The 23,902-nt window shown below is 70.7% G+C and carries 20 protein-coding genes and 1 pseudogene; 13 read left to right on the top strand and 8 right to left on the bottom strand.

Features of this window, described 5'->3' with window-relative positions; translation table 11 throughout:
• Positions 1–58 precede the first annotated feature (58 nt).
• From ureA to cimA, 6 genes are all read left to right on the top strand, one after another.
• On the top strand, positions 59–739 hold the full coding sequence (ureA, locus tag ACFXC1_RS20905; protein ID WP_381244672.1) for an urease subunit gamma: 681 nt from the start codon (positions 59–61) through the stop codon (positions 737–739).
• Positions 736–2,406, top strand: coding sequence for an urease subunit alpha (locus ACFXC1_RS20900; RefSeq protein ID WP_381244670.1), 1,671 nt, complete (start codon positions 736–738; stop codon positions 2,404–2,406). Before ureA ends, ACFXC1_RS20900 begins: the two co-directional genes overlap by 4 nt.
• A 17-nt stretch (positions 2,407–2,423) precedes the next feature.
• On the top strand, positions 2,424–3,440 hold the full coding sequence (locus tag ACFXC1_RS20895; protein WP_381244668.1) for an agmatine deiminase family protein: 1,017 nt from the start codon (positions 2,424–2,426) through the stop codon (positions 3,438–3,440).
• Between the two features lie 11 nt (positions 3,441–3,451).
• On the top strand, positions 3,452–4,051 hold the full coding sequence (locus tag ACFXC1_RS20890; RefSeq protein WP_381244666.1) for a TetR/AcrR family transcriptional regulator: 600 nt from the start codon (positions 3,452–3,454) through the stop codon (positions 4,049–4,051).
• A 123-nt stretch (positions 4,052–4,174) separates the two neighbouring features.
• The gene (locus tag ACFXC1_RS20885; protein ID WP_381244664.1) at positions 4,175–6,229 is read left to right on the top strand and encodes a hypothetical protein; all 2,055 of its coding nucleotides are present in this window, start codon (positions 4,175–4,177) and stop codon (positions 6,227–6,229) included.
• Positions 6,230–6,531: 302 nt separating this feature from the next.
• Positions 6,532–8,136: a citramalate synthase gene (gene cimA, locus ACFXC1_RS20880; RefSeq protein ID WP_381244662.1), complete on the top strand. Its 1,605-nt coding sequence runs from the start codon at positions 6,532–6,534 to the stop codon at positions 8,134–8,136.
• A gap of 7 nt (positions 8,137–8,143) precedes the next feature.
• Here the strand turns inward: cimA and ACFXC1_RS20875 are convergent, their stop codons facing one another.
• The 3 genes from ACFXC1_RS20875 to ACFXC1_RS20865 are packed head-to-tail and all read right to left on the bottom strand — an operon-like array spanning position 8,144 to position 11,076.
• Positions 8,144–8,635: a hypothetical protein gene (locus ACFXC1_RS20875; RefSeq protein WP_381244660.1), complete on the bottom strand. Its 492-nt coding sequence runs from the start codon at positions 8,633–8,635 to the stop codon at positions 8,144–8,146.
• Positions 8,629–9,159, bottom strand: coding sequence for a hypothetical protein (locus tag ACFXC1_RS20870; protein ID WP_381244658.1), 531 nt, complete (start codon positions 9,157–9,159; stop codon positions 8,629–8,631). The genes ACFXC1_RS20875 and ACFXC1_RS20870 overlap by 7 nt, the downstream gene beginning before the upstream one ends.
• A gap of 42 nt (positions 9,160–9,201) precedes the next feature.
• Positions 9,202–11,076, bottom strand: a complete 1,875-nt coding sequence (locus ACFXC1_RS20865; protein ID WP_381244657.1) for a ricin-type beta-trefoil lectin domain protein — start codon at positions 11,074–11,076, stop codon at positions 9,202–9,204.
• A gap of 134 nt (positions 11,077–11,210) precedes the next feature.
• Between ACFXC1_RS20865 and ACFXC1_RS20860 the strand changes: the two genes are divergently transcribed.
• Together ACFXC1_RS20860 and ACFXC1_RS20855 are read left to right on the top strand one after the other, a co-directional pair.
• The gene (locus ACFXC1_RS20860; RefSeq protein WP_381244655.1) at positions 11,211–14,222 is read left to right on the top strand and encodes a glycoside hydrolase family 3 protein; all 3,012 of its coding nucleotides are present in this window, start codon (positions 11,211–11,213) and stop codon (positions 14,220–14,222) included.
• 46 nt (positions 14,223–14,268) lie between these two features.
• Positions 14,269–15,618: a hypothetical protein gene (locus ACFXC1_RS20855; protein ID WP_381244653.1), complete on the top strand. Its 1,350-nt coding sequence runs from the start codon at positions 14,269–14,271 to the stop codon at positions 15,616–15,618.
• 6 nt (positions 15,619–15,624) lie between these two features.
• On the opposite strand, the gene ACFXC1_RS20850 is transcribed toward ACFXC1_RS20855, so the two are convergent.
• Both ACFXC1_RS20850 and ACFXC1_RS20845 read right to left on the bottom strand, forming a co-directional pair.
• On the bottom strand, positions 15,625–16,284 hold the full coding sequence (locus tag ACFXC1_RS20850; protein ID WP_381244651.1) for a WD40 repeat domain-containing protein: 660 nt from the start codon (positions 16,282–16,284) through the stop codon (positions 15,625–15,627).
• 60 nt (positions 16,285–16,344) lie between these two features.
• Positions 16,345–16,770, bottom strand: a complete 426-nt coding sequence (locus ACFXC1_RS20845; protein WP_381244649.1) for a MarR family winged helix-turn-helix transcriptional regulator — start codon at positions 16,768–16,770, stop codon at positions 16,345–16,347.
• 62 nt (positions 16,771–16,832) lie between these two features.
• Here ACFXC1_RS20845 and ACFXC1_RS20840 point away from each other — a divergent pair, with 62 nt between their 5' ends.
• Together ACFXC1_RS20840 and ACFXC1_RS20835 are read left to right on the top strand one after the other, a co-directional pair.
• Positions 16,833–17,903 carry an FUSC family protein gene (locus ACFXC1_RS20840; protein ID WP_381244648.1) on the top strand — a complete coding sequence of 357 codons (1,071 nt, stop codon included), beginning with the start codon at positions 16,833–16,835 and terminating at the stop codon, positions 17,901–17,903.
• A gap of 55 nt (positions 17,904–17,958) precedes the next feature.
• Positions 17,959–18,519 carry a hypothetical protein gene (locus ACFXC1_RS20835; RefSeq protein ID WP_381244646.1) on the top strand — a complete coding sequence of 187 codons (561 nt, stop codon included), beginning with the start codon at positions 17,959–17,961 and terminating at the stop codon, positions 18,517–18,519.
• A gap of 5 nt (positions 18,520–18,524) precedes the next feature.
• Here the strand turns inward: ACFXC1_RS20835 and ACFXC1_RS20830 are convergent, their stop codons facing one another.
• Together ACFXC1_RS20830 and ACFXC1_RS20825 are read right to left on the bottom strand one after the other, a co-directional pair.
• A complete protein-coding gene (locus tag ACFXC1_RS20830; RefSeq protein WP_381244644.1) occupies positions 18,525–19,190 on the bottom strand; it encodes a response regulator in 666 nt (221 codons plus the stop codon).
• Positions 19,187–20,350 carry a sensor histidine kinase gene (locus ACFXC1_RS20825; RefSeq protein ID WP_381244954.1) on the bottom strand — a complete coding sequence of 388 codons (1,164 nt, stop codon included), beginning with the start codon at positions 20,348–20,350 and terminating at the stop codon, positions 19,187–19,189. The genes ACFXC1_RS20830 and ACFXC1_RS20825 overlap by 4 nt, the downstream gene beginning before the upstream one ends.
• A gap of 233 nt (positions 20,351–20,583) precedes the next feature.
• Between ACFXC1_RS20825 and ACFXC1_RS20820 the strand changes: the two genes are divergently transcribed.
• From ACFXC1_RS20820 to ACFXC1_RS20810, 3 genes are read left to right on the top strand one after another with little or no spacing between them, the layout of a single operon-like run.
• Complete coding sequence (locus ACFXC1_RS20820) at positions 20,584–21,525, top strand: ABC transporter ATP-binding protein (protein ID WP_381244642.1); 942 nt, start codon at positions 20,584–20,586, stop codon at positions 21,523–21,525.
• Positions 21,522–23,060 (top strand): DUF1349 domain-containing protein, encoded by a 1,539-nt coding sequence (locus ACFXC1_RS20815; RefSeq protein ID WP_381244641.1) that lies wholly within the window; start codon positions 21,522–21,524, stop codon positions 23,058–23,060. The genes ACFXC1_RS20820 and ACFXC1_RS20815 overlap by 4 nt, the downstream gene beginning before the upstream one ends.
• The gene (locus ACFXC1_RS20810) at positions 23,057–23,800 is read left to right on the top strand and encodes an ABC transporter permease subunit (RefSeq protein ID WP_381244639.1); all 744 of its coding nucleotides are present in this window, start codon (positions 23,057–23,059) and stop codon (positions 23,798–23,800) included. Before ACFXC1_RS20815 ends, ACFXC1_RS20810 begins: the two co-directional genes overlap by 4 nt.
• Here the strand turns inward: ACFXC1_RS20810 and ACFXC1_RS20805 are convergent.
• Positions 23,781–23,864, bottom strand: a pseudogene (locus ACFXC1_RS20805) (DUF397 domain-containing protein); the annotation flags it as partial. The gene ACFXC1_RS20810 and the pseudogene ACFXC1_RS20805 overlap by 20 nt on opposite strands.
• Between the last annotated feature and the right edge of the window lie 38 nt (positions 23,865–23,902).

Here is a 23,902-nt window from a genome sequence, read left to right as displayed (position 1 = left end):
AACCGTTCCAGAAATGGGTTTTACCGTTTAGAGTGATGCTCTAAAGGAGGGACATGGGATGAGACTGACCCCCACAGAACGCGACCGGCTGCTGCTCTTCTCGGCCGCCGAGCTGGCCCGCGCCCGCAAGACGCGCGGCCTCCGGCTCAACGTGCCGGAGGCCACCGCGCTCATCGCGGACACGGTGTGCGAGGCGGCCCGGGACGGTGCGCGACTTGCCATCGCGATCGAGCGCGCTCGGTCGGTCCTGGGGCCGGACGACGTCCTGCCCGGGGTCGCCGATGTCGTCACCGAGGTCCATGTCGAGGCGGTCTTCGACGACGGTTCCCGGCTGGCGGTCGTCTCCGATCCCATCGGCGGGGGACTCGGGGGCGAGGCCCCGGGCGCGCTCCTTCCCGGGCCCGCGCACGCCGAGCCCGAGGCGGTCGTCCGGCTCACCGTCACCAACACCGCGACCGTGCCCGTCTCCGTGACGTCCCACTTCCACTTCTTCGAGGCCAACCCGCGCCTCGACTTCCCGCGCGCCGAGGCCTACGGCATGCGGCTCGCCGTACCCGCCGGATCCTCCGTCCGCTTCGGCCCGGGCGAGAGCGCCGAGGTCGGTCTGCTGCCGATCGGCGGTGAGCGGATCGCGATCGGTTTCGCCGGGCTCGTCGACGGTCCGCTGGACGCGCCGGGCGCGAAGGAAGAGGCGCTGCGCCGGGCAACCGCCTGCGGTTATCTGGGAGTCGAGCTGTGAACCCGTACGAGTACGCCGCGACCCACGGCCCCCGCGCCGGCGACCGCGTCCGCCTCGGCGACTCGGGTCTGACGATCCGCGTCGAGTCCGACTCGCAGCGCTACGGCGACGAGTTCCTCGCCGGCTTCGGCAAGACGGCCCGCGACGGACTCCACCTCAAGGCAGCCGCCGTGCGCGAGACCTGCGACGTGGTCGTCAGCAATGTCGTCGTGATCGACGCGGTGTTGGGCATCCGGAAGGTGTCCATCGGGATCCGGGAAGGCCGGATCTGCTCCATCGGGCGGGCAGGGAATCCCGACACCCTCGACGGGGTGGACGTCGTCGTCGGAACCGGTACGTCCATCGTCTCCGGCGAGGGGCTCATCGCCACCGCCGGTGCCGTCGACACGCACGTCCATCTGCTGTCGCCGCGCGTCATGGAGGCCTCCCTCGCCTCCGGGGTCACCACGATCATCGGGCAGGAGTTCGGCCCGGTGTGGGGCGTCGGCGTCAACTCGCCCTGGGCGCTGCGCCACGCCTTCAACGCCTTCGACGCCTGGCCGGTCAACATCGGCTTCCTGGGCCGGGGTTCGTCCTCCGACGCGGCTCCGCTGGTCGAGGCGCTGGCCGAAGGGGGCGCGTCCGGCTTCAAGGTGCACGAGGACATGGGCGCCCACACCCGCGCGCTGGACACCGCGTTGCGGGTCGCCGAGGAGTACGACGTCCAAGTTGCCCTGCACAGCGACGGGTTGAACGAGTGCCTGTCCGTCGAGGACACCTTGCGGGTGCTCGAAGGGCGCACCATCCACGCCTTCCACATCGAGGGCTGCGGCGGCGGACACGTGCCGAATGTGCTGAAAATGGCGGGAGTTCCGAACGTCATCGGCTCCTCCACCAACCCCACTCTGCCCTTCGGCCGGGACGCGGTCGCCGAGCACTACGGCATGATCGTCTCCGTCCACGACCTGAAGACCGACCTGCCGGGCGATGCCGCCATGGCCCGCGACCGTATCCGCGCCGGGACGATGGGCGCGGAGGACGTGCTGCACGACCTGGGCGCGATCGGCATCACCTCGTCCGACGCGCAGGGGATGGGCCGGGCGGGGGAGACGGTCCGCCGTACGTTCGCGATGGCCGGGAAGATGAAGGCCGAACTCGGCGCCCCTGAGGACCACGACAACGAACGCGTCCTGCGCTACATCGCCAAGCTGACCATCAACCCCGCGATCGCGCACGGACTTTCGCACGAGGTGGGGTCGCTGGAGGTCGGCAAGCTCGCCGACATCGTGCTGTGGCGGCCCGAGTACTTCGGCGCGAAACCGCAGCTGGTGCTGAAGTCGGGGTTCCCGGCCTACGGCGTGGTCGGTGACCCCAACGCGGCGACCGACACCTGCGAACCCCTCGTCCTGGGCCCGCAGTTCGGCGCGCACGGCAGCACGCCCGCCGACATCTCCGTGGCGTTCGTCGCGCAGGCGGCCCTGGACCAGGGCGGGGACTCCATGCCGACTCGCCGCCGCCGGGTGGCAGTTCGCGGCACCCGTGGCATCGGTCCCGCCGACCTGCGCCTCAACTCCCGTACCGGAGCGGTCGACGTCGACCAGCGCACCGGCCTGGTCACCCTGGACGGCGAACCGATCCGCTCCGAACCGGCCGAGTCCGTCTCCCTCAACCGCCTCTACTTCCTCTAGGCCCCCCGGAGTTCCTCATGACCTATCGCATGCCCCCCGAGTGGGCCCCGCACGAGCGCACCTGGATGGCCTGGCCGGGACCCAACCCCACCTTCGCCACCGACGAGGAACTGACGGAGGCCCGCGCCGCCTGGGCGTCCGTGGCCCGTGCCGTGCGCCGCTTCGAACCGGTGACGATGGTGCACGGGCCGGGCCAGGGCGGGTCGGCGCGCGAACTGCTCGGCCCGGACGTCGAGTTGGTCGAGCGCGACCTCGACGACGCCTGGATGCGGGACATCGGCCCCACGTTCGTCACCGACGGCCGTGAACTGGCCGCCGTGGACTGGACGTTCAACGGCTGGGGCGGCCAGGACTGGGCCCGCTGGGAACACGACTCCAAGATCGCCCGCCATGTCGCGGACCTCGCCGGAGTGCCGGCCCTGAGCAGCACGCTCGTCAACGAGGGCGGCGCCATCCACGTCGACGGCGAGGGCACCGTCCTGCTCACCGAGACGGTCCAGCTCGGCGCCGGCCGCAACCCCGGCTGGGCGCGCGAGCAGGTCGAGGCGGAGATCCACGCCAGGCTCGGCACCACGAAGGCCATCTGGCTCCCGCACGGCCTCACCGGCGACTACGGCGTCTACGGCACCCAGGGCCACGTCGACATCGTCGCGGCCTTCGCCCGGCCCGGCACCGTACTGGTCCACAGCCAGCGCGACCCGGCCCACCCGGACCACGCCCGCTCCCAGGAGTACCTGGCCCTCCTCCGCGCCGAGACCGACGCGAAGGGCCGCCCCCTGGAGGTCGTGGAGGTCCCCGCGCCGACCGTCCTCAAGGACGAGGACGGCCACTGGGTCGACTACTCCTACATCAACCACTACCTCTGCAACGGCGGGGTCGTGCTCTGTGCCTTCGACGATCCGAACGACGAGGTCGCGGCCGGTATCCTCCGGCGCCTCTTCCCCGAGCGGACGGTCACGCCGGTGGACGCCCGTACGATCTTCGCGGGTGGTGGCGGTATCCACTGCGTCACGCAACAGCAGCCGAGGGTCTAGGGAGTCGGGCGATGGCCGGTGCGCGGAAGAACGCGCCGCCGCGCGAGGAAGTCCTCGCCGCAGCCATGCGCATGATCGCCGAACGCGGTCTGGAACAGCTCACCATGGCGGCGCTCGGCCGCGAGGTCGGCATGAGCAGCGGCCATCTCCTCTACTACTTCCACTCCAAGGACGAACTGCTGCTCCAGACCCTGGAGTGGAGCGAGGGCAGACTGGGCGCGGAGCGCGGACGCCTGCTCACAGGCCGTGCCACCGCTCGCGAACGCCTCGACGCGTACGTCTGCCTGTACGTCCCCGACGGCCACCGCGACCCGCACTGGACGCTCTGGCTGGAGGTCTGGAACCGCTCGCAGAACGCCGACGACGCGGCCCGCGACCGGCAGGCCGCCATCGAGGGCGTCTGGCACCGCGACCTCGTCGCCCTGATCGCGGAGGGCGTCTCGCGCGGTGAGTTCCGGGCCGTCGACCCCGACCGCTTCGCCACCCGCCTCCGCGCCCTCCTCGACGGCTTCTCCATCCACGTCGCGATCGGCCTGCGCGGCACGGACCGGGCTCAAGTTCTCGTCCACGTGAGGGAGTTGGTGGAGGAAGGGCTTCTCGCGGACGCGTGACCTTCCGTCCCGGTTGTACGCAATACGGCCGATTGACCCGGTAGTGCGTGGTGCGTTTGCCTCGAATGGAGCCCTCGGCGCAGGGCCGGGGGAGAAGCGTCCACGGGGATCTCAGGGGGAAGCATGTCCAGATCCGCAGGTGTGTTCGGCGTCGGCCTGGGGGTGACGCTGCTGCTCGCACTCGTCTCGCCGGCCGCCGCGTCCGCCGCACCGCATGTGCCCGGCACGGAGAGGGTGAGCACGGCCGCCGACGGAAGCCAGGCCGACGGACCCTCGGGCGACCCGGCGATCAGCGCCGACGGCCGCCATGTCGCGTTCGTGTCCCGGGCGGCGAGCTTCGGCTGCGCGGAGTTCACCCCGTGCCTGCTGGAGAAGGACCTGGGCACCGGCGCGGTCACCAGGATCGACCTCGGCAGCGGCTACACGTACGGCTCGCCGATGCTGAGCGCCGACGGGAGCCGCGTCGCGTTCTCCGCGGGCACCCGGTTCCTGGCGCCGTACCTGTACGACCGCGCCACCGGCCGCACGGAGCGGCTGTGGCCCGAGAACCCGCCCGGATCAAACGAGTTGGGCCGCGCCCAGTCGATCAGTCCGGACGGCACGCACATCGCGTACACCATCGGCAACCGCAACGGATCGTCGAACTTCCGGCTCCTGTACGTCCGTGACACGGCCACCGGCACCGACACCCTGGTGTCCCCGGCCGAGGAGGGCGACAAGAACGGCGTCTCGGTGAGCGGCGACGGTCAGAAGGTCGCGTACGGCACCCGCAGCGACTCCGAGGCGGACCCGGCCGACGTCTTCGTCCGGGACCGGCGGACGGGCGAGCGGACCCAGGTCGACCAGGGGCTCGGCGTGGCCTTCCTGGTCCGGATCACCGCGGACGGCAACCGCGTCCTCCTCGACGCCGAGGGCGGCCTGTACGTCCACGACCTGCGCACGGGCACGTCGCGCCGGGTGGCCGAGGGGCAGCCGCGGGCGGCCACGGCGGACGGCCGGTACGCCGTCGTCACGGGCGAGGACGGCACCCGGGTGCGCGACCTGCGGACCGGGCTGCGCGGGGCGGACCTCGCGCCGTACGCGATACCGGGCGAGGAAGGGCTGGCCGCCGGAGGACGTGCGGTGGCGTTCGCCTCGGACGCGTCCCACCTGGTGACCGGCGACACCAACAAGGCGGCGGACGTGTTCGTCTTCTCGGGCGGGATCGGGAAGAACCCGACCCCGATGCCGTCCGTCACCGAACGGATCAGCACGACGCGGGACGGACAGCAGCTCGCCACCGCGTCCCACGACCCGGTCATGGCGGACGGGCGGACCGTGTCCTTCACGTCGGACGGCAATGTGTTCGTCAACGCGTTCGACACGGTCTCCCTGGTCAACTCCAGCACCCAGAAACCCTCGGCCGAGGGCACACCCTGCACCAGCGGGCGCATGACCGGCTACGTCGCACCGCACGCGACCGACGCCGCTCCCGAGGTCTTCGTCCGTGACCTCTCGGTCGGCAAACTGGGCGGCATCTCCTCCTACCAGGGCATCCGCTTCACCTGGATGGGACAGCCCGCGGTGGACCCCGGCTGCCAGTGGATCACCTACGCGGCCACGCTCCCGGCCACCGACACCGACCCGCATCCGCAGCCCCGGATCTACCGCTTCAAGTTCAACGGCGGCACGGTGGACGTGGTCAGCGCCCCCACGGGCGAGGCGGCGGACCACCCGGCCATCAGCGGCCAGGGCCGTTACATCGCCTTCGAGCAGGGCGGCGCCGTCCACGTCCGTGACCTGGACACCGGCACGCTGGAGCAGGCCGGCGACCACGCGTCGCGGCCTTCCCTCAGCGAGGACGGCCGCAAGGTCGCCTTCCAGCACGGCCGGTACGTGGACGTCCGCGACCTCGACGCCGGGACCACGATCCGGTTGCGTGGCAGCCGGCCCTCGCTCGCCGGGAACGGCGCGAGTGTCGCGTACGTCCGGGACGGGGCCGTATACCTGCGTGAACTGGCCACCGGGGCAACGCAGTTGATCAGTGTCGACGTCCGGGGTCACCGTAACGACCTGCCGGCCGGGCACCCGTCCGTCAACGCGGACGGCACGGTCGTCGCCTTCGAGTCGGCGTCCCCCGATCTGCTGGTGGGGGACACCAACGGGGTGTCGGACATCTTCCTGCGGACGGTCGGGTGATCGACCGCATCCTGAGACACCCATGAGCGGAGCACGGGGGCTGTGCCAGACTGCCCCCGTGTTCTCGTTCGCCACGATTATTGGCAGCAGGCGCGCCGGTCCGCAGTGACCGCCTCGTACGACCAGGTACGGGCGATCACCGTCGTCTCTCGACCCGCGCGCAGACCTCTCGCACCCGCGAGGGGTTTTTCGCTTTTCTGGCCCACCTTCAGCCGGGAGAGCAGTGCGAGGGATCATTGAGGGACGGTGGAGCCGGTCATTCCGGTACAGACCGAGATTCAGATCCTCAGGAGCCAGACACCATGACGGAAACCAGCGCACTCGACGATGCGTTCCACGTCTTCGACACGACCCTGCGTGACGGCGCGCAGCGGGAGGGCATCAACCTCACCGTCGCGGACAAGCTGGCCATCGCCCGGCACCTGGACGACTTCGGCGTCGGTTTCATCGAGGGCGGCTGGCCGGGCGCCAACCCGCGGGACACCGAGTTCTTCGCCCGCGCCCAGCAGGAGATCGAGTTCAAGCACGCGCAGCTGGTCGCGTTCGGCGCCACCCGCCGCGCCGGCGCCAAGGCCGCCGAGGACCCGCAGGTCAAGGCGCTCCTGGACTCCGGCGCCGATGTGATCACGCTGGTCGCCAAGTCCCACGACCGGCATGTCGAGCTGGCCCTGCGCACGACCCTCGACGAGAACCTGGAGATGGTCCGCGACACCGTCTCCCACCTGGTCGCCCAGGGCCGCCGCGTCTTCGTCGACTGCGAGCACTTCTTCGACGGCTACCGCGCCAACCCCGACTACGCGAAGGCGGTCGTACGGTCCGCCGCCGAGGCCGGCGCGTCCGTCGTGATCCTCTGCGACACCAACGGCGGGATGCTCCCGGCGCAGGTCCAGGCGGTCGTCGCCACGGTTCTCGCCGACACCGGCGCCCGGCTCGGCATCCACACCCAGGACGACACGGGCTGCGCGGTCGCCAACACCCTTGCCGCCGTCGACGCGGGCGCGACCCACGTCCAGTGCACGGCCAACGGCTACGGCGAGCGCGTCGGCAACGCCAACCTCTTCCCGGTGGTCGCGGCCCTGGAGCTGAAGTACGGCAAGAAGGTCCTCCCCGACGGCAAGCTCCGCGAGATGACCCGCATCTCCCATGCCATCGCCGAGGTCGTCAACCTCACCCCCTCCACGCACCAGCCGTACGTCGGCGTATCGGCCTTCGCCCACAAGGCCGGCCTGCACGCCTCCGCGATCAAGGTCGACCCGGACCTGTACCAGCACATCGACCCCGAGCAGGTCGGCAACACCATGCGGATGCTGGTCTCCGACATGGCGGGCCGTGCCTCCATCGAGCTCAAGGGCAAGGAACTCGGCGTCGACATCAGCGGCGACCGCGAGCTGGTCGGCCGGGTCGTGGACCGCGTCAAGGAGCGCGAACTCAAGGGCTACACCTACGAAGCGGCCGACGCCTCCTTCGAACTCCTCCTCCGCGCCGAGGCGGAGGGCAAGGCCCGCTCCTACTTCCAGGTCGAGTCCTGGCGCGCGATCGTCGAGGACCGCCCCGACGGCAGCCACGCCAACGAGGCCACCGTCAAGCTGTACGCCAAGGGCGAGCGCATCGTCGCCACCGCCGAGGGCAACGGCCCGGTCAACGCCCTCGACCGCGCCCTGCGCGTGGCCCTGGAGAAGATCTACCCCCAGCTCGCCAAGCTCGACCTCGTCGACTACAAGGTCCGCATCCTGGAAGGCGTCCACGGCACGTCCTCCACGACCCGCGTCCTGATCTCCACGTCCGACGGCTCGGGCGAGTGGTCGACGGTCGGCGTCGCGGAGAACGTCATCGCCGCGTCCTGGCAGGCGCTGGAGGACGCGTACACCTACGGCCTCCTCCGCGCCGGCGTCGAGCCCGCCAAGTAGCCCGCCCTCAGCAGGAGTTCTCGGCGAGTCTCTCGAACTCGCCGAGGCTCATGGCCTTGTCGTCGGCCCAGACCTGGCCGGGCTTCAGGGCGGTGATCTGTTCGGTGGAGAAGTCGACGAACCCGTTGTACGAGTCGCCGGTGACGTAGTGCCCGAAGGTCAGCGAGTAGTGGTGCTTCGCCAGGAGCCGCTGCTCGCCCCGGTGCCGGGCCCGCCAGGCCGCCGGCGGCGAGAACAGCGGGAACTCGGCGTCCCCCTTCAGCTTCTCCTTCCGCACGTCCCACCCCGTGGTGACCGGTCCGTCGTCGATCCCCCTGGCCCACCCGTCGAGCGACGGCGACTGGTAACTGTCGTCCCCGCAGGGCCGGATCAGCGCGTACGGCGCCCCGTCCGCCCCGACCCGCACCCCGGCCAGCGGCAGATCCTCGGCCGTGCACCCGCCGAGCAGCAGACACCCCGCCACCGCACCCACGACCGCCGCCGCCCTCCGGGTCAGCACGCGTCGTCCACGAGGTCGTCGAAGTCGTCCCGGCTCATCGCACGGCTGTCGGCCCAGACCTGGCCGGAGTGCAGCGACGTGAGGTCCTTCGCGGTGAAGTCGAGGACGCCGGTGTACTTGACGCCGGGGCCGTCGATCACCGTGAACTTCAGGTGGTAGGTGCGGTCGGGCGCCAGTGTCTGCGGCCCGGCCGCCTCGGTCCGCCACGAGCGGGGCGGCTCGAAGAGCGGGAACGTCGTTGTGCCGAAGGGCTCCCCGGGGGGCCCGATGAGAGGTGTCCCCCAGTGGGTGTCCGCGCCCGGGTCCTCCGGTGTCCCACTCGCCCCGTCCGCTGCTTCTTCCGCGGTCCAACTGTCGAGGTCGATGCTCGCCGCGCGGTCGTGACCGCACGGCCGTACCAGCGCGACCGGCCGGCCGGCCGTGTCCAGCCAGGCCGCGGCCAGTGGCAGCTGCGCCGGACTGCACGCGCTCAGTAACCCCACCCCGGCCGACACACCCACAACCGTCACTACGACATGTCTCATGCCCCGCCCCCCCCGTCGAGGGCGGGACACGACCCGCCCTGCCTACTGCAAGTGCCACTTCTGGTTGGCAGCCCCCGTGCACGTCCAGATCTGCGCCCGCGTCCCGTTCGTCGACGAATTGCCCGTCACGTCAAGGCACTTGTTGGCCGCCGTATTCACCACATCACCGGTCGAGGAGTTGTACGACCACTGTTGCGCGGCGGTTCCGTTGCAGTCGTACAACTGCACCTTGGCCCCGTCCGCCGTCGAAGCCGACGTCACGTCCAGGCACTTGCCGAGCGCCCGCACCGTGCCGTCGGTGCCCACGGTCCACTGCTGGGCGGTCGAGCCGTTGCAGTCGTAGAGCTGGACGGCGGTGCCGTTGGTGGTCGAAGCACCGGCCACATCAAGGCACTTGCTCGCGAGGCCCACGAACGCACCGGTCTGGGCGCCCCCGCCGGACTGCGTGCCCGTCCACGTGAACGTCGCCGAGGTCTTGCCGGGGAGGGAGTAAGTCGCGTGCTGGCCACCCCAGTTGATGGTGACGGTCTTCGCGGTGGACGCGTCGTTGTACGCGATCAGCGCCTTCGAGCCGTCGGGGTTGCGCCACGCCACGTTGGGCACGTTGGTGGACGCCGTGGAGGCGATCCGCTGGGCGCCCGGCCGGACGAACTTCGTCAGCTGGCCCATCGTGTAGTACTCGACGGTGTAGTCGACGGTCCCGCTGGCGCCGTCACCGTTGTGCACGGTGATCAGGCCCGTGCAGGTGCCGCAACCGCCGTTGTGCGGGCCCATGTTCTGGTCCACGGCCAGCGACCACTTGGTCACCGACTTCGCCCAGTTGCGGGTGTAGTCGATGATGTTGTTCATGTCCTCGCGCTGCTGGTTGGCGATCCAGGTGCCGCCGGAGTGCTCGGTGCCGAAGGCGTCGAGGGTGGGGTACTGGTTGTGGACGGTGGTCTGCTTGGTGACCCCGCTGATGTCGCTGTAGCCGTGCCAGGCGATGCCGCCGAAGTTGGGGTTGGAGCGGACGGCCGCGTCGTCCACGGTCGCCGCCGCGTACGAGTCGTATACGTCCCAGTTCCAGTCGTGCGCCAGCACCTTCGTCGTCAGGCCGGACGCGTTGAGCTTGGGCAGCAGCTCGCTCTTCGTGAAGTAGGCGAGCCCGGAGGCGTTCCAGCTCATCGACGGGTAGCCGGAACAGCAGGTCGGCTCGTTCTGGACGGTCACGTACGAGACCGGAATGCCCTGGTCCTTGTACGCCTGGAGGTACTTGATGAAGTAGTTGGCGTAGGCGCCGTAGTCCTCGGACTTCAGCCAGCCGCCGTTGAGCGAGCCGCTGTCCTTCATCCACGCGGGAGCCGTCCATGGCGAGGCCATGACAGTCAGAGAGGGGTTGAGGGAGAGCGCCTGCCTGGTCAGCGGCACCACGTCCGCCAGGTCGTGCGCGATCGAGAAGGAGGTGAGGTTCGGGTCGGTCCGGCCGGAGGCCACGTCGTCGTACGTGTACCCGTACCGGGCCAGGTCGGAGGCGCCCATCGGATTGCGCAGGAACGACAGCCCGATCCCGTCCGTCGGCGAGAACAGCTTGGTCATGGTCGCGTTGCGGGTCGCCGTCGACAGCGCGCCGCTGCTGTTCATCAGCCAGGCCGCGGTGTCCGTGAAGGACGCGCCGCCGCCGGTGAAGGTCTGGTAGCGGGTGTTCTCGTCGACGGTGATGTTCTCGCCGCTGCCGCCCGTCCCGGACGAGAAGGCGAACGGGGTCTGGGCCTGGAGGCCGCGCGTGACATGGCGTCCGGCGGCGTCGTCGGTGGTGGTGAGCCAGGCCGTGACCTGTTCACCGGCCGCGTGCGCGGGTGGTACGGCGGCGGTGAAACCGGCCACGGAGAGCAGCCCGGCGAGCAGCAGCCGGGCCGTGCGGGGGGTTCTCCTGGACATGGATGCGTTAGCCCTTCCTGACGAGACGTCTTGACGGGTCTGCGGGCCGTTAGTTAACTCACGGCGTGATCTAAGTCATGAGTGAACTGTGCGATCCCAGAGTGAACCAGAGCCCCAGAGCCGAGGGAAGGTCCATGCCAAGAACCGCCCTGCTCGTTTCCACCGCCCTGTGCGCCGCGCTGCTGTCACCGGCCGCCGTGTCCCAGGCGGCCGCCGCCGCCGACCCAGCCCCCACCCCCGTAGACCGCTTCGAGGGCGAGGTGCCCTTCGCGAGCCAGCCCGCCGAGGGCATCTTCACCTGGGGCGGCGACAACGACGACCCGCCCCAGCTGGCCCTGACCGCGAGACCGGACGCCCCCGAGGGCGCCAAGGTACTCACCGGCACGTACGACATCAGCGGCTACGGCGGCTTCACCCACGACTACGCCGCGACCGAGCCCGCCCACGACTGGTCCGCCCACCAGGGCATCCGCTTCTGGTGGGACGGCCAGAACACGGGCAAGTCGGCCAACTTCGAGATCAAGGACGGCGGCGCCAACGGCGAGGCCTCCGAGCTGTGGACGACGTCCTTCACGGACAACTTCACGGGCTGGAAGCAGATCGAGATCCCGTTCACCGACTTCGTGTACCGCACGGACTACCAGCCGGTCGGCGGCATCGACCACGTCCTCGGGCTGACGCAGATGTGGGGCTACGCGGTCACGCTCCCCGTCGGCATCAAGAGCCAATTCGCCATGGACGACGTCGAGTTGTACGGCAAGGCGGATCAGTCGCTGCGCGCGAACGTCACCACCGACTCGGCCGTCCACCCGGTCAAGGAGGGCGGAACGGCCACGGTCAAGGTCACCGTCGCCACCACCGGTTCCGCGCCGATCGACGACCCGGTGACCGTCGCCTACACGTCCGACGGCGGCACCGCGGAAGCGGGCAAGGACTACACCCCGGTCTCCGGCACCCTCACCTTCCCGGCGGGCACCGCGTCCGGCACCACGCAGACCGTCAAGGTCCGCACCCTCAAGGACAAGTCCGCCGAGAACGCCGAGACGATCCCGCTGAAGCTCACGGTCACCGGCGCCAAGGCCCCGGCCGAGACCCCGCAGGTCGTCATCGACGCGCACGGACTGCCGTACCTGGACAGCAAGTTGCCGGTCAAGAAGCGCGTCGCCGACCTCGTCAAGCGCATGTCGCCGGAGGAGAAGGCCGGGCAGATGACCCAGGCCGAGCGCGGCGGCATCGGGACCGGCGCCGACATCGCCACCTACGACCTCGGCTCACTGCTCTCCGGCGGCGGCTCGACCCCCACGCCCAACACGGCGGCCGCCTGGGCGAAGATGATCGACTCGTACCAACTCCGGGCGCAGGCAACGCGGTTCCAGATCCCGCTGATCTACGGCGTCGACGCGGTCCACGGCCACAACAACCTGGCCGGCGCCACGATCATGCCGCACAACATCGGCATCGGCGCGACCCGCGACCCCCAACTCGCCGAGAGGACAGGCTCGGTGACGGCCAGTGAGGTCCGCTCGACCGGTGTCCCGTGGGACTTCGCGCCCTGCCTCTGCGTCACCCGTGACGAACGCTGGGGCCGCTCCTACGAGTCCTTCGGCGAGGACCCGGCGCTGGTGCAGTCCATGGAGACGATGATCCAGGGCCTCCAAGGCGCCGCGAACGGCAAGCAGTTGAAGGACGACGACAAGGTCCTCGCCACCGCAAAGCACTTCGTCGGCGACGGCGGCACGGCCTACGGTTCCTCCACCACCGGCACCTACACCATCGACCAGGGCGTCACCACCGTCACCCGGCAGCAGCTGGAAGCCATCCACCTGGCGCCGTACCAGACGGCCGTGGACCGGGGCATCGGCACGGTCATGCCGTCGTACTCCTCGCTCGACATCGTCGGCGACGGCCTCGGCCCGGTGAAGATGCACGCCCGCGCCGACATGATCAACGGCGTCCTCAAGAACCGGATGGGCTTCGACGGCTTCGTCATCAGCGACTGGAACGCCATCGACCAGCTCCCCGGCGACTACGCCTCCCACGTCAGCACCTCGGTCAACGCGGGCGTCGACATGATGATGGTCCCGTACAGCTACAAGGACTTCAGCTCGACGCTCGTCGCCGAGGTGAAGGCGGGCCACGTCACCGAGAAGCGGATCGACGACGCCGTGTCGCGCATCCTCACCCAGAAGTTCAAGCTCGGACTCTTCGAGAAGCCGTACGCCGACACGAGCAACGCGGCCCGGATCGGGTCCAGTTCGCACCGGGCCGTGGCCCGGCAGGCGGCGGCCGAGTCGCAGGTGCTGCTGAAGAACGCGGGTGGTGTGCTCCCGCTGAAGAAGTCGCAGAAGGTCTATGTCGCCGGTTCCAACGCCGACGACCTCGGCAACCAGACCGGCGGCTGGACCATCACCTGGCAGGGCTCGTCCGGTACGAACACCACCGGCACGACGATCCTCCAGGGCATGAAGAACGCCGGCGGTGACGTCACGTACTCCAAGGACGCCTCGGCCCCGACCAGCGGCTACGACGTGGGTGTGGTCGTCGTCGGCGAGACCCCGTACGCCGAGGGCGTGGGCGATGTGGGCAACGGCAACGACCTCACCCTCACCCCCGCCGACCAGGCAGCCGTGGACAAGGTGTGCGCGGCGATGAAGTGCGCGGTGCTGATCGTCTCCGGGCGGCCGCAGCTGATCGGCGACCAACTCCCCAAGATCGACGCCCTGGTGGCCTCCTGGCTGCCCGGCACCGAGGGCGACGGCGTGGCCGACGTCCTCTACGGCAAGCGCTCCTTCACGGGTCAACTCCCGGTCACCTGGCCGAAGTCGGAGGCCCAGTTGCCGATCAACGTCGGCGACACGACGTACGATCCGCAGTTCCCGTACGGCTGGGGTCTGACGACCGTGGCGAAGGCGCCGACGGGTGGCGCGTCCACGCTGAAGGCGCTGGAGGCCGCGGCGGCGAAGGCCCGGTCGGCGGAGACGGGCAAGGCGCTCGTCACCCAGGCGCGGCTGATCGTCCAGCAGAAGGTGGGCCAGAACATCACGGCGGCGGTGTCCAAGCCGTTCGCCGACGCGGACCATCTGCTGCTGACCGGGAAGTACGCGGCGGCGGTGAGGAAGCTGGAGGAGGCGTACAAGGCGGCGTAGCCCGCTGCGCATGACCGGTTCCGGAGGCTTCGGGTAGCGTCGAATCATGAAGGCCGTGATTCGGACCCGAAGCCTCCCGGGGCTGCTGCTGGCCCTGCTGCTCGCCGCCCTGACCATGGCGTCCCCGGCCGCCGCCGACACCGGCGTCTCGACGATAGGCCAGGCCCTGCGCAAGGGGCCCGTCTACGTCGACCCGGGGACGTCCTCCTTGTCGTCCGCCGACGCCGACGCGCTCGCCCAGCGCATCAAGAAGGCCGACAAGCCGGTCTTCGTCGTGGTCCTCCCGGCCGACTACCCGACGGCGAACCTTTTCTCCGATGTGCGTACCGCCACCGGCATCACCGGCCTCTACGCGATCCGCCTCGGCGACCGTTTCGACGCCCGCGCGGACTCCCGGGTTCTGTCGAACGCGGCCGTGAAGAACCTGGTCAGCAGCGTGCAGGGCGAGGACGCGAAGAGCCAGCTCACCGACTTCACCGACCGGGCGCTCGCCAACATGGGCGGCTCGGCACCCGCGTCCTGGGGCGGTTCCTCGGACGGCGGGGGAGTCTCCGGTACGGCGCTGATCGTCGCGGGCGGGGTCCTGGTGGTCGGCGGCGCGGGGGCGTACACCCTCGTACGACGCTCCCGGCGCCGCAGGCTGGAGGAGCAGCGGGCCGCCCTCGACAAGCTGCGGGTGGTGGTGGACGAGGACATCACCGCGTTCGGCGAGGAACTGGACCGTCTCGACTTCCACCCGGCCGAGCCACGCGCCGACGACGCGATGCGCGCCGACTACGAACGCGCCCTCGACGCCTACGAGCAGGCGAAGACGTACATGGCGGCGGCCGCGAAACCCGAGGACGTCCGGGCCGTCACCCAGGCCCTGGAGGACGGCCGTTTTTCGCTCGCGCAGCTCGCCGCCCGCCGCGAGGGCCGTCCGCTGCCCGAGCGCCGCGCCCCCTGTTTCTTCGACCCGCGCCACGGCCCCTCGGTCGCCGACGCCACCTGGACCCCGGCCGGGGGCGCACCCCGTGAGGTCCCGGTCTGCGCGGCTGACCAGGCCCGGCTCGCCGACGGCCGCGACCCGATGATCCGCGAGGTCGACACGGACTACGGCCGCCGCCCGTACTGGGACGCGGGCCCGGCCTACGGCCCCTGGGCGGGCGGCTACTTCGGCGGCGGCCTCCTCCCCGGCCTCCTCGTCGGCACGCTGCTGGGCAGCATGATGGCCACCCCGTCCTACGCCTCCGACTACGGCACCGGTTACGGCGACTTCGGCAGCGGCGGCTACGACGGAGGCGATGTGTCCGGGGCGGACTTCGACCCCGGGGACTTCAGCGGCGGTTTCGGGGGAGGGGACTTCGGAGGGGGCGGCGACGGGGGAGGCGGCGGCGACTTCGGCGGCGGTTTCTGAACCGCGTCAGGTCACGATGGCCGCCGTGTCCCACACGATGAGTGTCTTGCCGCGGTCCAGGGTCAGCAGGTGTTTGCGGTCGGGCGACATGCGGCAGTCGAGTACGAGGTCCGTGTGGGCTACAAGGGTGTGCAGGAGCTCGCCGGTGCCGGTCGACCGGATCTGCACGTGTTCGCGGGCGGGGACGGCCGGCCACTTCTCCGTGGCGGCGAAACGCGTACCCCTCAGCTTGAGCGTGAAGCGCTCGCGATGGCCGGGCAGTTCCAGCACCCGGAGCGTGTCCAGGTCGCCGATCGCGATCCATGAGCCGTCGGCGGCGAGGCCGAGCCGGTGGACCTCGTGCGGCTGGGCGGGCAACTCGGCGAGCAGCCGGCCGGAACGCGGGTCCCAGAGCATGATCTGCCTGCCGAGGCCACGGGTGGCCAGGGTCTTCCCGTCGGCGCTGAGCGTCAGATGCGACATGCCCTTCGTCGTGGGCTTCGTTCCCCGGCGTTCGTTGGTGAGCGGGGCGACGAAGCTGCCGGTGAAGCTGTTGTAGGCGATCCACATGCCGTCCGGACCGTGCACGAACTCGTCCACGGTGCCGACCTTGAAGGGGCCTGTCTCCCGCTGCCGGCGCTCGATGAACCAGCGATCACGCCGACGCTGACGCCACTTCCCGATCACCTTGCCTCCCCCTCCGCCCGGAGGTTCAGTGAAACTGTTCGAACGCCCGTACGCAGGCATTCAGGGCACATCGGCCAACCGCTCCATCAGCGCCCCCGCCAGCTCCAGCACCCCCCGCTCCGTCGGGCTCAACGACGTCAGCGCGCCCGCCAGCCACACATCCCGCTCGGCCATGTCCCGGTCCAGCGCCCGCCGCCCCGCCGCCGTCAGCGTGAGCACGGACTGACGCCGGTCCGCGGTGCCCGGCTCGCGTGCGATCAGTCCCTCCGCCTCCAGTTCGGCGAAGGTCCGGGTGAGCGACTGGGGCCGCTGCCGCTCGGCCGTCGCGATCTCGCCGGGCGTCGCCGACCGATGCCGGTGCAGATGCCCGAGCACGATCAACTGGTTCGGACTGAGCCCGCTCTCATTGCCGCGCTCCTGCCGCAGCCGCCGGTTCAGCCGTACGACACCGCGACGGATCCGGGCGGCTTCGGAGAGATGATCCATGGCAGAGATAGTACGCGAATACTTACTATCCTTGAATGCATCACCCAGCTATCGTAAGGCAAGTGACCGCCAAACTAATACGCAATGCGTACGAAGCGGCTCTGACGATGACCGCCGTGCTGCTCTGCTGGGGCGTCGCCCTCTGGCTGGAGGGCGTCGAAGGACTCCACACCGACGTCCTCGTCCTCGCGGTCGCCCTGACCCTCACCCTGTCCTCCACCCAGCGCACCGCAGACACCCGCCGCAGGCTCACCGCGCTCGTCCTGCTGCCGGTCACGGCCGGCGCCTCGATCTTCCTCGGCAGGCTGTTGGCCTCCCACTACACACTCGGCGCCGCCGTCTACACCGCGGGCATGGCGCTGGCCATCTGGATCCGCCGCTTCGGTCCCGTCGCCACGAAGGCCGGCACCCTGCTGGCGCTCCCGCTGGTGGCCCTCCTCGTAGTACCGGGTCCGGCGCTGCCGCCCAAGGCGCAGAGCGGGCTGGTCACTTGGGGCTGGTCGGCGTTGGTCGGGGCGCTGGCGTGCGGGGTGGTGTGGCTGGTGCAGGGGTTGGGGGACCGGTTCGGGCCCCGGCCCTGGCGTGCCGAACCCGACCCCGGCCAACCGCCGCGCCCCTCCCGACTCCACCCTCGCCCGAGCACCCGCATGGCCCTCCAGATGGCGGCCGGGATCGCCGCCGCCTTCGCCGTCGGGCGGCTGTTCTTCGACGACCACTGGCCGTGGGTGGTCCTCACCGCGTACGTCGCCGCGAGCGGCAACCGGGGCCGAACGGACGTACTGCGCAAGGGAATTGAGCGGCTCGCCGGGGCCACGGCCGGCACCCTGCTGGCGGCGGGCGTCGCGTCGATCGGCGTCACCGGCGACACCTCCGTGGCGCTGATGTTCGCCGTCCTCACGGTCGCGTTGTGGCTGCGCCCCCTCAACTACGCCTACTGGGCCGCCGGAATGACCTGCGCCCTGTCCCTCCTCCTCGGCTACTTCGGCCAGGACGCGCTGCACCTGCTGCCCACCCGGCTCGAAGGGATCGCGGTCGGCGCGGTGCTGTCGGTGGCGTCGGCGTGGTGGCTGCTGCCGGTGGCGCGCAGGCGGACGCCGGTGGCACGGCTCGCCGTACGGTCAAGTGATGGCTGAAAAAGGGTTGTTCGGCCGATATTCATCGGGCAGACCCCGCGTCTAGGCTCTCGCCATGGTGACCCCACCCGACGGGGACGACAGGGACGTCGTCGAGGTTCCCGGCGCGGACCGGGCGCTGTTCCGGGAGCGCTGGCGGGCGTTGTCGCGTCGCACCCGGGTGACTGTCGCAGGCGCGGCCTGCGTGGCCGCACTGGGCGCGCTCCTCGGCTACGTCGTCACGAACCGCCCTCCGCCCCCGCCGCCCGACCCGGTCGCCGTCACCGCCGTGCGGATCACGGAGGTGGGCCGGCCGGCCGGTCTCCAGCAGGACTTCCCCCTCACGCTCCGCGCCGAGGCCGCCTCCCGTGTCACGTACCTGGGGATGCGCGACGGCTACGAGAGCCTGTTCCTGTCCGTCATCCCGGCGCCCGGCACCGCGCTCCTGCCCGGCCGGGCACGCACTCTGCACACCCGCGTCACGGTCTTCTGCCACGCGCCCTTCCCGAGGCGCGGAACGGCCCTGCTGTTCGTGATCGTGCGCAACGCCCGCGGTGACGGCCGGGCCCAAGTCATACCCACCGACGCCCAGTTCACGTGCGTCATCCGCGCCATGCGGCACGCCTGCGCGAGCTGACCGGCTCACGTCGTCCCGGGCACGACCAGCCCCGTCTCGTAGGCCATCACCACCGCCTGTGTACGGTCCCGCAGTCCCAGTTTGGACAGGATGCGGCTGACGTGGGTCTTCACGGTCTCCTCGCCGACGTGCAGGCGGTCGGCGAGTTCGGGGTTGGAGAGGCCCTCCGCGAGCAGGCGCAGGACGTCGGTCTCGCGTGGGGTGAGGGTGTCAAGTGCGGTTCGTGTGGGGGCGGTTCGGGGGCGTTGGCGGGCGAACTCGGAGATGAGGCGTCGGGTGACCGCGGGTGCGAGGAGGGCCTCGCCGGCCGCTACGACCCGTACCGCGTCGAAGAGCCGTTCCGCCGTCACGTCCTTGAGCAGGAAGCCGCTCGCCCCTGCCGTCAGCGCGTCGTAGACGTGTTCGTCGAGGTCGAAGGTCGTGAGTACGAGGACGCGTGGCGCGTCCGGGCCCTGGAGGCGCGCGGTGGCCTCGATGCCGTCCATGACCGGCATGCGTACGTCCATCAGGACCACGTCGGGGAGCTGTTCGCGGCAGACGCGTACCGCCTCCGCGCCGTCGTGGGCCGTGCCGACGACGGTGAAGTCCGCCTGGGTGGCGAGGAGTCCGGCGTATCCCACCCGGACGAGTTCGTGGTCGTCGGCGACGACGATACGGATCATCGTTGTCATGCCGGTGCCTCCTCGTCCGGGTTGACGGGCAGGCGGGCCTCCACGAGGAATCCGCCGCCGGGTGCGGGGCCGGTGCGCAGGGTGCCGCCCACGGTGGCGGCGCGCTCGCGCATGCCGAGGAGCCCGTGGCCGGAGGTGTGGGTGGCGGGCTGTCCAGGCCCGTTGTCGCGGACGCGCACCGCCAAGTCGTCGTCCCCGTAACGGAGTTCCACGTCCACGGCGGCGCCGGGCGCGTGCCGGCGGGCGTTGGTGAGGGCTTCCTGCACGATGCGGTACGCGGTGACCTCGATGCCGGGGTCGAGGGTCGTGACCGGTCCGCTGATGATGAGGCGGGTGCGGGAACCGGCCGCGTCCCGTGACTCGTCGACAAGTTCCATGAGTTGGCGCAGGCCGGGCTGGGGCCGTCGTTGGACCCCGGTGTGCGCGTCCTCGCGCAGGACGCCGAGCAGCCGCCGCATCTCGGTCAGCGCGGTGCGCGCGGTGTCGCCGATGGCGAGGAGGCGGGTGGCGCCCTCGGGCGGCAGTCCCGGGGTGGTGAGGCGGGCGGTCTCCGCCTGGACGGCGATCATCGAGATGTGGTGGGCGACGACATCGTGCAACTCCCGTGCGATGCGCGCCCGTTCACCTCGGGCGGCATGTTCGAGGAGGGTGTCCGCGAAGGCCTGTTCCGTGACGCTGTGGGCGAGTGCGGTGCTGCGCACACGGTGGGCGACGCCGGTGGCCGCGGCGGCGGAGGCGAGGGTCGCCACGAGGACGGCGACGATCCGGGTCGGGTCCTCGTGGCCGGCCAGCGCGACGACGACGTAGGGGAGGACGAACAGCCCGCCGAGCGCGGTGGCTCCGGCCCGTCCCAGCACGTACACGCACACGAGTTGGGCCACGACCCCGCCCACGGTGAGCATTCCGAAGGGCACGAGGGACAGCACGCAGGCCGCGCTGACCGCGACGGCGGCACCACTCCGCGCGAGCCGCCCGGCCCCGGTCCCGAGGACGAAGGGGAGGGGGAGGGTGGTGGCGAGCGCGAGCAACAGCAGTGTGGCGAAGCCTCCGGCCAAGTCGCGGCTGCGCAGAAGGACTTCGGAAACCGCGAGCACGGCCAGGCCGACGGGGACGGTGAGAGCGGCGCGGCGCGAGACGACGGCACGGCCCGCACGGCCCATGGCGACCAGCCGCTCCCGGCCCGGCGGCCCCATCGGCATCGGCTCACTTCTCTCCGCCGCGGCGGCGCTCACCCCGACGGCGTTCTCCGGCGGTGCCGAACTCTCCGCACCCGACGACCCCTCCTCGCCCACCCGGCCATTGTGCCGACCTTCGTCCCGCCCGGCGTCCCTCGTGTGAGGGACCTCGCCGGCGTGACGACACCGTGTGGGGTGCGCGCCTAGCCTCCCTCAGCATGAGCGACGCAGGTATCGAAGTGCGCGACTTACGGAAGCGGTTCGGCCGGACCCTCGCGGTGGACGGCCTCTCCTTCAGGGTCGAGCCCGGGACGGTGACCGGGTTCGTCGGTCCCAACGGCGCGGGGAAGTCCACCACCATGCGCTCCCTGCTGGGCCTGGACACACCCGACGAGGGGCGGGCGCTGATCGGCGGGCGTCCCTATCAGGCGCTGCGTACACCGCTGTTGGAGGTCGGCGCGCTGCTGGACGCCGCCGCCCTGCACCCCGCCCGCCGGGGCCGTGACCACCTCCGCTGGCTGGCCAACTCGCACGGGCTGCCGATGCGCCGCGTGGACGAGGTCCTCGAACAGGTCGGTATGGAGCAGGCGGGCAGGAGGCGGGCGGGGGGCTATTCGCTCGGTATGCGTCAACGGCTCGGCATAGCGGCCGCGTTGCTCGGTGATCCCCCGGTTCTGCTTCTCGACGAACCCGTCAACGGTCTGGACCCCGAGGGCATCCAGTGGATCCGCACCCTGCTCCGCCACCTTGCCACCGAAGGCCGGGCGATCCTTGTCTCCAGCCATCTGATGAGCGAACTCGAAGACACCGCCGACCACTTGGTGGTCATCGGCCGGGGACGTCTGATCGCCGACACGGCAGTCGCCGACCTCCTCGCGGCGGCCTCCGGCGACCGGGTGCGGCTGCGCACGAGCAGTCGTACGGAAGCGATGGAACTGCTTGCCCGGGAGGGCGGCACGGTGGCCGTTGTCGACCGTGACCTCCTCACCGTCACCGGCCTGCCCGCCGAACGGATCGTGGAACTGCTCTCCGCGTCGCGCGTCCCCTTCGCCGAAGTGGGCGCGCACCGGGCCTCGTTGGAGGAGGCGTACATGGAACTCACCCGGGACGCGGTCGAGTTCACGTCGGCGCCCGCCGGGACGGACGAGGTGACCCGGTGACGGCGCCGACGACGACGCCCGCGCCGTACCGTTCGGCGCTGCACCCGGCTCGGGCCGGCTTCGGGCGGTTGCTGCGCGCGGAGTGGACGAAGTTCTGGACGGTCAGGGCCTGGCTGCTGGTGCTGGGGATGGCGGCCGTGGTCGTGGTCGGGATCAGTCAGATGGGCGCGAGCGGGTCCGTCACGGGTGGTGGTCCCCCGGTCGTGCTCGGGCCGGGCGGTGAGGTGGTCAACGACTCCTTCCGCTTCACCCATCGCACGCTGACCGGCGACGGCACGCTCACGGTCCGGGTCACCGGTCTGAGGAGCAACGACGGCGAGGAGCTGGAGCCCTGGGCGAAGGCCGGGATCATCGTCAAGGCGAGCCTGAAGCAGGGCTCGGCGTACGCGGCGGTGGTGGCGACGCCCGCGCACGGCGTCCGTATGCAGTGGAACTTCACGCATGACACGGCCGGCCCGAGCAGCGATCTGGGCACCACTCCGCAGTGGCTCCGGTTGAAAAGGCTGGGGGGAAAACTAACCGGCTATGCGTCGGTAGACGGTGAGAAATGGACACGGCTTGGGGAGGTGGGGGTTGGGGGGCTCGGGAGGACGGTTCAGGTGGGGCTGCTGCTGGGGACTCCCGATCATGAGGTCGTGCGGCGTTCCTTCGGCGGCACGAGCGCGACGGCCGGCCGGACCACGGTCACCGGCACCTTCGACCACCTCACCCTCCGGGGCGCCTCGACCGGCACGGGCTGGACCAGCACGGACATCGGCGCGGCCGGCCCGGGCGACCCGAACGCCGGGAACGTGCCGCCGAACACCACCCAGGTGTCCTCGACCGGCATTTACACCCTCACCGGCCAGGGAGACGTCGCCCCCGAGGAGAACAGCCCCGACCTGGTCCAGATGGGCTTCCAGGGAGTCTTCGTAGGCCTCCTCTTCATGACGGCCCTGGGCACGCTCTTCGTGACGACCGAATACAAACGGGGCCTGATCCGTACGACGTTCACGGCGACCCCGGCCCGACTGAAGGTACTGGCGGCGAAGGCCACGGTCATCGCGACGATCACCTTCACAACTGGCCTGCTGGCGACGGCAGTCGGCTTCACCTGGGCCCAACACAGCTTGCGTTCCAACGGCTTCAAGCCCCCCGAGTTCCCCAACCTGTCCCTGCTGGAGAACCCGTCCCTGCGGGCGGTGGTGGGCAGCGCGGCACTCCTGTCCCTGGTGGCGGTCCTGGCCCTGTCCGTAGGGGTGGTGCTGCGCAACAGCGCGGGCACGATCGCCACGGTCGTCGTCCTCGTGGTCCTCCCGCAGATCCTCTCCTTCGCCTTCCCGCTCCCAGCGGCGCAATGGCTCCTACGAGTCACCCCGGCGGCGGCCTTCGCGATCGAGCAGGGCAAGACGTACTACCCCCAGGTCCAGCACAACTGCCTCCCGGAGAGCGGCTGTTACCCCTTGTCCCCGTACAACGGCCTGGCGGTCCTGGTCGCCTACACCCTGGCGGCATTCCTGCTGGCGGCCTGGACGGTAAGGAGGCGGGACGCGTGAGGCGCCTGCTGCACGCTGAGTGGACCAAACTCCGCACCCTACCCAGCACTTGGTGGCTCCTGACCGCAACGGCCGTCCTCACGGCGGCGGTAGGCGCGGCGGCGGCGTCCTCGGTCACGCCCAGGATCTGCCCGTCCCCCTGTCACGCGGACACGACCAAACTGACCCTCTCGGGCATCCAGTTGAGCCAGGCGATATGCCTGGTCCTGGGCGCGCTCTCGTTAGGTGCGGAGTACAGCACGGGCACGATCCGCACGACGCTCACCGCGATGCCGGGCAGATGGCGGGTACTGGCGTCGAAGGCGGCGGTCCTGTCACTGCTGACGGCGCTGGCGGGAGCGGTCGGGATCCTGTCCTCCCTGGGCCTGGCCCGCCTGATCCTCCCGACCCCGCCGGACGGCGCCCTGCTCCGACCGGCGACGGGCTCGATCCTGATCCTGGTGCTGGTAACACTCCTGGGCCTGTCCCTGGCCACCCTGCTCCGCGACACGGCAGGCTCGATCACCCTGGGACTAGGCATCCTCTACGTCGTCCCGATCCTGTCCCACCTGGTCAACTCCCCGACCTGGCAACACCGTCTGCAACGCTGGGCCCCGATGCCGGCGGCCCTGTCCATCCAGGCAACGAAGAACCTGGGTGCACTGGCGATCGCCCCGTGGCCGGGCCTGGCCGTTCTGGCGGCCTACGCGGTGGGCTTGTTGGGGGCCGGGGGAGTGTGGTTCAGACTGCGGGATGCGTGACCGTGTCGAGGAAGGTGGCCCAGGTGCCGGGGGTGACGGTGAGGATGGGCCCGGCGGTCACCTTGGAGTCCCGGAGGCACCGTGGTGTGGTGCGAGTTCGCG

The sequence above is a fragment of the Streptomyces hokutonensis genome (genome assembly GCF_042751305.1).
Classification (GTDB): domain Bacteria; phylum Actinomycetota; class Actinomycetes; order Streptomycetales; family Streptomycetaceae; genus Streptomyces; species Streptomyces hokutonensis_A.
This window is presented reverse-complemented; position numbering and strand designations above follow the sequence as displayed.